Below are 8,927 nucleotides of genomic sequence, written 5' to 3'. Positions count from 1 at the left end.
CAGGAGTTTCCCCGAAAATTCCGGTAAAATCTTTATAGTATAGTATGTTTCATAGGGTTAACATTTTCAATAAGTGGAAATCATAGTTTTTGAAAAAACGGGGAAACTTTTAGCGATTTCTAGCAGGTCGGGTTCCGACCGGAGGGAGAAACCCGACATTTTGGACAGTGACAGGTGATTTGCTAAGGGAAAGGGCGGCATATTGCTGCGAAAGGTGTCGGGTTTCTTGTTCGTCCGCCTAAGGCGGAGAACCCGACCTGCGATTGTATAAAAAAAATGGGGAGACTCCTGATGAAAATTTTGCTTGACAAAGATGTGTTGTATTTGTTATCATTACATAGTTAAGAGTAACTGTTAATGATATTTGCAAACAATGAAGTAGATTCTGATTTATTTGATTTTGTCCTTCGGTATAGCTAAGGATGTGTAAGGCATCCTCTGAAAATAATATTGATATTAGTGATATGTTTATAATCTAAAAAAAGCAGCGAGAGGAGTAAATAATGGCTAAGAAGTTGTTAATCTTGGTATTGGTAATTCTGTGCGCTAGTGCATCCGCACAGGTTGAGGGGCTTGATATTTGGACAGGCGGCAGTTTTGATAGCTTAACCTGGAATAGTACCATGATTGTTTCGCCGGACTCGTGGATTGATATTCCTGTTTATCTGATGGGCAGGAATACGGATGTCTGGGTTAGTTCATTATTGTTTCCGCTTGGTATAAACACAACCTATGTAACTGCTTTTAATGCAGGTGCCAGCCAGATGTATTATCCGTTTACCGAGTGGGATGATGCCGGATTTTGCAACTTCAACTGCAATCCGCCGCTGCCCTCCGGTTGGTGCAGTTTATCATTTTTGGGATTTTCGAATACTGGCGGCGACTCCAATCCCTGGGGACATTGGGAGATTCCGACCTTAAGCTTGTCATATCAAGTACATATAACCTCCGATAATTATATTGGTATGATTATTGGTGATGCGATAGGTCCCGGCCATGATCCGTATGGCGCAGGCAACGCCTGTGCCGGAGATACTCTTGGCGGCGGTGGTTATAATGTGTATGACCATTATGCTTCCTTTTACTTTGACTTTCCTACTGGTAATAGCGTAATCACTGGTACTGTTACAAACTGGCTTAATGAGCCGGTTGAGGGTATAACTGTAACCGCATTATCGACATCGGAAAACGACGAAACGGACGGCTTGGGAAGATATACCATAACCGGTTTATTTCCCGATACCTATGATATTTCATTTGAAGGTGATGGGAGTATTTATGGCTATATTGATGTTATTCATAGTGGAGTTACAGTTGAGGATTACGATACAGTAGAGTTGGACATCTCAATGGGAGAAAATGCTGTATATATATGGGCAGGCGGTACCTTCAATGGAATAAACTGGCATGATACAATGACTGCAGCGCCTGACTCGTGGGTTGATATTCCGGTATATTTTATGGGCGGAGATACTACAGTTTGGGCTGCTAATTTAATATTTCCTCTGGGTATTAATACGACCTATGTTGATTTGTTTAATATTGGCGATTGTCAGCTTAGTTATCCATTTACCGAGTGGGATGAAGCCGATTTCTGTAATTTTAACTGTGATTCGCCGCTGCCATCCGGATGGTGCAGTTTATCATTTTTGGGTTATGCGAATATGTACACACCCGTAAATCCATGGGGACATTGGGAAGCTCCTACTTTAGGCTTGTCTTATCGAGTGCATATAATTAATGATGTTAATTATCTTGGTCAGACATTCTGTGATGCGATGGGCCCCGGCCATGATCCCTTTGGCGCAGGTAATGCTGGCGCGGGCGATACTCTTGGCGGCGTGGGTTATGGCATTTATGATAATTATGCCTGTATATTATTTGATTTCCCCCCCGGTTATTGCATGGTGTCGGGTACTATTACAGATAACAATGGGGTGCCATTGGATAACGTCCATATTGAGATTGCTAATGGTTCCTCGACCTCATCAATAATCGGTGATGACTGGACTAATCCTGATGGTTCTTACTCAATATTAAATGTGCCTACTGGTTATGTGTCATTAATATTCAGCCATGCTGATTATGTAGATACAACGGCAGAAATATATTTAGGCAATGGGGCTAACTATCAGGATATGATAATGTGGCCAAACGCCGAAGAAGACGTCGTATTCTGGTTCGGCAATCTCGATGACTCTCCGCTGATAGGCGCTATCAATCAGCGGCTGTATATGAATGTCTATATGCAAAACACCGATGAGGCTTACGGCGGCGATATTCATGTGCCGTTCGCGGTCGAGGATCAATATATTGATGAATTGCTTATCGATAAGGCAAAGTACTTCTATCCCTTCACCGAGTGGGATTCCGCCGGGTTTGATGGGGTGTATAGCTCACCGCCTAATCCTACAGGCTGGTCGAGCATCTCGTTCTTTGCCAATGCCCAAACCGGTTCGCCGTGGCTTCATTTCAAACTGCCGACAAGGATACTGACCTTTGCCATGAAAGCTGCCAATAACCCCTCGATAGTTGATGACACGGTTGCCTGTATCGGAATTGGCGCTCATCCCGGTGCCTATCCGTTTGGTGTTGCCGATACGCTTGGCTCGATCTATGCCAGCGTAGAACATATCAGTGAAGTTGCGTTTGTACTTGAGCCGGAAGTGTATAATTATCGCGCCGCTGATGTCAACATGTATAACGGCGCCTGGCCTCCGGTAGTTATGGGCAGTGATGTTGTTTACCTTGTGAACTATTTTTCCGGTTCACCATCGAGTCTGCCGTGTATGATAAACGGTTTCTGGTGTTCGGCGGATGTCAATGGCGACTGCACAGTTATGGGCAGTGATGTTACCCGTTTGGTGAATCATTTCAAAGGTATTATACCGTATTCGTTTTGTCCTGATTATCCGGCGGCATGGTATGTCGCGGGTGATTGTCCGGCCGAGCCGCCGCCCGGCTGGCCGCCGTGTGAGTAGTTTGCTTGTGAATCGTAGGGGCACACGAATACGTGTGCCGCCCACAGAGTATATATTTTATTAAATCCGGGATAACGGCTACTTCAAGAATATCATTTTCTTAACATCCTGTTTACCGTCGGATGACAATCTGTAGAAATACACGCCTGATACAACATTTTTGTCCCAACGGTTTGTGCCATCCCAAACCACTTGATTTAATCCGGTTGACAGAATATCGAATTGCTTCACCAAACGACCGGATACATCATAAATCGACAATTGGGATGGATTATCCGATTCAAACTTTATCGTAGTTGAGGCATTGAAAGGATTCGGGTAATTCTGCCTGAGTATGATTGCTTCCGGCAGTTCCAAGTCATGATATTGGGTATGCGTCAAATTTGGATACATCTGAAAAGCCAAATCAGCCTGAGTATATAAATCATTCAGCGACTCGCCGGCGACAAAGGCAAAAGCCACAACCTCCGAATCGCCATCAGCAATCGAAAATGGTCCCACGCTTAACAAATGCGAGTAATTATCGGGAGTCGGATAATCAGTTTGAATAAATCCTTCTGTCATAAACCGAATCTTCTCAGCCTCCGAAAATCCATCACCAAAAACCTCATCATTATCGATTGCGCGGTATGAACTGGCTGGGGATGTTATCGAACGCAGCCCAATACATTCCCCGTTGCTATCCTGAAAATAACCCAAAGACAGAACATCGTGAAAGCTAACGATATCATCCAAGCCGGAGGAAGCGGGCATATCCCAATCGCAGAATAAGCCAACCTGAAGATTTTCTAACTGGGCGCCGGATATATTATGAATGATAAACTCAACTGTGATAAACTTTGCCTGCGCGCTCCAGCCATAACATCTTTGCGATATTATAAGCCCTATAGGCTCCTCAGCGGCCGAGTCGGAATACTGCGCCATACCGTCATAATCAGCGTAATCCCCCGGATAGGTTACAATCGGCATGCTAAAAGGCGTAAAATCATTATCCGGCCGATTGGCAATATCACGGACTCCGTCAGAAACCCTGTTATCTACGGAGATTAAAAGCGCGGCTTCTTTCACGAAATCATCGCCGTCAGCGGGAATCCTGAAACCCGCGCCGCCTGCCGGATTAATCGAATTTTCGCCCAAGCCAAACTGGCCGAAATTTGAAAAGCTCATGGTAAGCACATCGGTAGTGATAGTGGCGACAGCCGGTTCAACCTGAATATCCAAACTAAGATTATAAGTATAAACCTGCGACCAGTTGCCGTCAGTAAATTCAATTGTGAACGGAATAAAATCATCTTGAATGCTATTGGGGATTACTATCGAAAAAGCTGTAATCTCAAGCGTATCCAAATAGCTAATCGCGCCTAAAGCGGCATCTCTTTCTATAATTTCGATATCCGGATAATCGGTGTTTATAACCGCATTGATATTTGATTCGGAACCGATATTTTCCAAAACAAATGATATACTTACTGTATCGCCAGTCATTATAGAGCCATCCCTATTAGCAGCTGCATTGATAATATGAATAAATGGATGGTTGGGCGGCGGCATATGATAAATCGAATTCATTATATTAACAAGCCCATAGCCGTAGTTATTATCTTCGCCGATATCGCCAAGGTCAATAGCGCCGGCTATCATTGCCCCTTTGATTTGTTCTACCGAAGCTTCGGGATTAAACTGACGCAGTAATGCCGCCGCGCCGGCAATATGAGGTGTTGCCATCGAGGTGCCGCTCATCGTTATATACCCGCCGCCATCATTGGCAGACCTGATATTGACGCCCGGCGCCGTAATTTCAGGTTTGATTGTCAGTCCATCACAGCCCGATGGTCCCCTTGAGGAAAACGAGGCTATCTCCAAATTGTCGCTATTAACAGCGCCCACCGAAAAGGCGTTAAACTGCGTTGTGATTCTATCGGCCGGCGTCCTGATTGTTGATGGAGTTGGTCCCTCATTGCCGGCGGCAAATAAACAGACAATCCCTAATGCCTCAAGGTTATCTATGGCATCCCAGAATGTCATATCGCAGGCGCCATAAAAACCAGCTGGGATCCCCCACGAGTTGCTGACTACGTCCGGTCGGTCGTCGCATGTCGCGGGATTGCCATCAGGGTCTGCCGCCCACTCAAAAGCCGAAAGAATATCGGCAATAGTGCGATCTACACTGCCGCCTCTGTCTACTACTCCGGCGGCTATCCACTGAGCGCCGAAAGCGACTCCGATAGTATCAGCGCCATCAAGACCGACTATAGTTCCCATGGTATGGGTGCCATGCCCATGGTAGTCTACCGGTTGTGTTGTTTTAGTATATGGGTCAAACCAGCTGGCTGAATCCGACGCCCCGTTTGCGCCGCGCCATGAGGATGACAGCGCCGGATGATTGCCATCGACGCCGGTATCGAGGTTGCAGACAAGTCTGCCTTTGCCGGTAAGTCCCATTTGCCAGGCATCTCTTGCCCCGATAACATCTAATCCCGGTTCGGCGCCAGTCTCTGATTGCGAGGCAGTTCCGATTTCGACCGGCTCGACTAAAACCAAAGGCAAATTCTTAAATACATATTCGACATCATTTCTGGCGGCGAGATTCCTGATAAATTCGGCATCCCCTTTTATATATACGGCATTGCTAATCCAGTAGCTTTTATAAGCTGAAATTAAATCGCGGTTATTCTCAATAATATTATTAATAGGCATCTGCGAATTGCGTACTTTGTTTTTAAAATGATTAATGATTTTTTGATGCTTTTCCTTCATCGTTATATTGCTTTTCTGGTATGCCATCAATTTGACAACATCATCCGGTTTATCAGCGATTTTCAATATCACACCGACTTCTCCCTCTGCCTGAGCTAAAAACTCCGGTATCTCCGAGGAGTAAAGAGGGTGAATTATCATCATTATCGAAAGAACCATTAACAGTATTTTCATAAATTTATCTCCTTTTTATCTCATTAAATGCAAAGGATAGACCAGCAAGCAAGATATTCAATCATAAAAGAAAAATATATATAACATCTTATGTATTATAATGTTATGGGTCTCTCCCCAAGGCTTGCATTTAATGATTCAGAGGCACATTAATATTGATGCGCAATTGATTGCATTCTTATGATATTGTTGATACGTTTTGATAATACTTAGGGTTGCTGACTGGCGGGACATCCATCAGCACGACTGATTGAACTCAAATTTTGCAGCCATGCCCGCCGGCAGGCAGGAGCTGTCAGCATGACCAATCTCTGGATTCCCAATCAAGTTGGGAATGACGTGGTCAGTGTGGGAATGACGTGGTCAGTGTGGGGATGACATCATTATAGCATCCGCCTAAGGCGGACAAAAGGCCGGACAGTAGTGCTGTTTTTTCATTATTACAACCATCAATACACCTCTAAATCCCCCGCCACTGGCGGGGACTTTGACAAGCGATAAAGTACTAGCCGACGTTCGGCACGTAAGTCCCCTGCCTCTATTGGGGAACTTTAAAATTGCATAATCACATAACGTGTTAATGCAGATATTATTCCCCTCTTGGGAGAGTTCGGGTGAGCAGCACGCGTCCTCGCGTGCCCCGTATCTATATATTCTCCTCTTGAAAAGGATTAGGGTGGTTGGTGTACGTCCACGTGCGTCAACATTTTATTCCCCTCTTGAGAGGGGCCAGGGGCATGTTCTTAACTCTAAATGCTCAACATAATTCATTTCTTATTTCAAAAGAACCATCTTCTTAGTGTCAATTCTATCGCCTGCAGTAAGTTTATAATAGTAAACTCCGGAGGAAACATTATTGCCGCTGTTGTCCGCAGCGTTCCAATTTACAGAATGAATACCAGCATTGACATTGCCGTTAAATACGTTTTTAATAAGCTGGCCGGCAATATTGAAGATTTCAATCGTTACATTACCGGAAACGGGAGCTGCGAATTTAATTTCGGTAGATGGATTAAATGGATTCGGATAATTGCCTGCCAGTGCAAATTCGGCAGGCGCCATAATATCGCTGCTTAGTTCTTCAATTCCTATACTTGTATGGACGATGCATCTCATTATCCATTCGCCCTCGGCGCTTGTATTCCAGATATCGCCATGATACCAATACGAGTGGTAAATTAAATTATCGGTATCCTGGCCTACACCCGGATCGCCCGGAGTTTCCGGATTCCAGTGTAAAATCAGGAAGAAACTGCCGGAATATATCACCGGGCCGTTTGCCCATTCGCCAATCGCCCAGCCATGCTCCTGACGCACCGCTGGAACATCTTCGCCGCCGGACAGAACATCGCCCGGGAGGCTGGCGGAAACGCTGTTAACAGTAAAGGTAAACGGTGTATCATCAGAAACAAAAGCCCGAGCCATAAGTATTTGCGCCGGATAAGATGAGGGGGTCATTTTAATTGCAAAGGCGTTATCGTTGTAGGATGTATCGACAATCCACCAGGCTTCGGGAGTGCCGTCATCATAGAAAATTTCAGCGCCATCGATAATATCCATTGGGTAGGGATCGTTTTCTCCTGCCGGTGGTTCAAAGCCCTCATTTGAATATAGCGAATTATCTATAGCTGATAAATAATAAAATATAGTGGAGCCGGTTTCCTGAGAGGGTATAGCGCCTTCCCAGGTATCGCCGCTGATGTTGGTCATCGCGATTATTGCCCAATTGATGCCATCGCTGGAATAGTGAATGTCTGCGGAAGCGACACCTGCGGCATCGGTAATTTCAGCGCTTAATACATGTTCGCTATCTTGGGTAAAACCGAAAATTTGCTGAGCATGGACAAAGGCAGGCGCAACCTGGTCATTGCCATAGTATATCACGCCCGCGCGAAAATTCAAGTCGACTGTAACTACTGTCCAGTTATTGTTTTCCGGAGTTTTATACAGGGAACGGTCTTCAGTAACGCCGTCATTGTCGCCGGTAACATAGGGACCAATACCCGCTTGTATCGTATATTCGACCGCAATATGGAAATCATCCAAGCCAACATTAATAGGCGAAGGTAAATCTATCCTTTGATATTGAATATCTGCATTAAAATAAGCTATAAACGGCGTAATTAAGTCCTCGCCTGGCGTACCGTCATCATCCGTAAAAATATGGATTTTTGCTTCACCCGGAACACCATAACTTACAATCTGAATATACGAAAGTGAACAGGGTTGAGGAGGAGTAAAACGAACTGAAAACATAGTACCCTCATCAGTTAAACCCGACCAATAAACAGCAGGGGCGCTATCATAGGCTATTATTTCTTCCTGAATACTCATTGGCTGAACAGCATGTTCGTATTGACAGCCCTGTGCTGTCTGTCTTACGATAAGCTCGGTCTGGTCGGCAGCGGCAACAGCAATTAGACAGACAGACAGTATTAAAATAATTATTAATGATTTATACATAATATCTTCCTTTTTAAGCTAAATATTTTATTTGCTTTTCTCATTGTTAAAAATCTAATTTGCCCATATTTGACTATATTTGACACATATATAATTTTATAATCGATTAAAGCAAACAATATGCCCTAAAATGAACCGTATTTAATGGTTTTAAATATCCCGGCTAATTCCAACTAATTTTAATAAATAAATCACTACTGTCCAGGCTTTTGTCCGTCTTAGGCGGATGCAATGCCTCATGTTTTCAGTTGGCACAATGTCATGCCTTTTGTCCGTCTTAGGCGGATGCAATTTGTAATGACGTCGATTCACGACGACATGTTCATCTTTTGTCCGTCTTAGGCGGATGCAATAGTGATGTCATTCCCACACTGCCCGCGTCATTCCCAACTTGATTGGGAATCCAGAGATTGGTCATGCCGACACCTCCTGCCTGCCGGCGCCCGCCTGTCTGCGGACACGGGGCACGGTATTCTTGTTATCCACCTTTGAGTTAACCCGGCTTTGACAGTTAACGCATAATTTGATAAACAGTTTTGTTGATATGCAGCA

General features: G+C 44.6%; 3 protein-coding genes and 1 CRISPR repeat array. Of the genes, 1 reads left to right on the top strand and 2 read right to left on the bottom strand.

The genetic code is table 11. From position 1 onward, the window contains the following. Positions 1-503 precede the first annotated feature (503 nt). Positions 504-2,981, top strand: coding sequence for a carboxypeptidase regulatory-like domain-containing protein (locus J7K40_08335; protein MCD6162405.1), 2,478 nt, complete (start codon positions 504-506; stop codon positions 2,979-2,981). 78 nt (positions 2,982-3,059) lie between these two features. Here the strand turns inward: J7K40_08335 and J7K40_08330 are convergent, their stop codons facing one another. Further along, complete coding sequence (locus J7K40_08330) at positions 3,060-5,912, bottom strand: S8 family peptidase (protein ID MCD6162404.1); 2,853 nt, start codon at positions 5,910-5,912, stop codon at positions 3,060-3,062. Between the two features lie 774 nt (positions 5,913-6,686). After that, positions 6,687-8,375 carry a T9SS type A sorting domain-containing protein gene (locus tag J7K40_08325; protein MCD6162403.1) on the bottom strand — a complete coding sequence of 563 codons (1,689 nt, stop codon included), beginning with the start codon at positions 8,373-8,375 and terminating at the stop codon, positions 6,687-6,689. Between the two features lie 206 nt (positions 8,376-8,581). Beyond that, positions 8,582-8,728: direct repeats of the CRISPR family, unit length 27 nt; unit sequence CTTTTGTCCGTCTTAGGCGGATGCAAT. Positions 8,729-8,927: the final 199 nt, after the last annotated feature.

Source organism: Candidatus Zixiibacteriota bacterium (assembly GCA_021159005.1).
Classification (GTDB): domain Bacteria; phylum Zixibacteria; class MSB-5A5; order UBA10806; family 4484-95; genus JAGGSN01.
This window is presented reverse-complemented; position numbering and strand designations above follow the sequence as displayed.

What these genes read in the sequence shown, in the direction of transcription:
- J7K40_08330 (MCD6162404.1), bottom strand. Translation starts at nt 5,912, where the DNA reads ATGAAAATACTGTTAATGGTTCTTTCGATAATGATGATAATTCACCCT.
- J7K40_08335 (MCD6162405.1), top strand. Translation starts at nt 504, where the DNA reads ATGGCTAAGAAGTTGTTAATCTTGGTATTGGTAATTCTGTGCGCTAGT.
- J7K40_08325 (MCD6162403.1), bottom strand. Translation starts at nt 8,375, where the DNA reads ATGTATAAATCATTAATAATTATTTTAATACTGTCTGTCTGTCTAATT.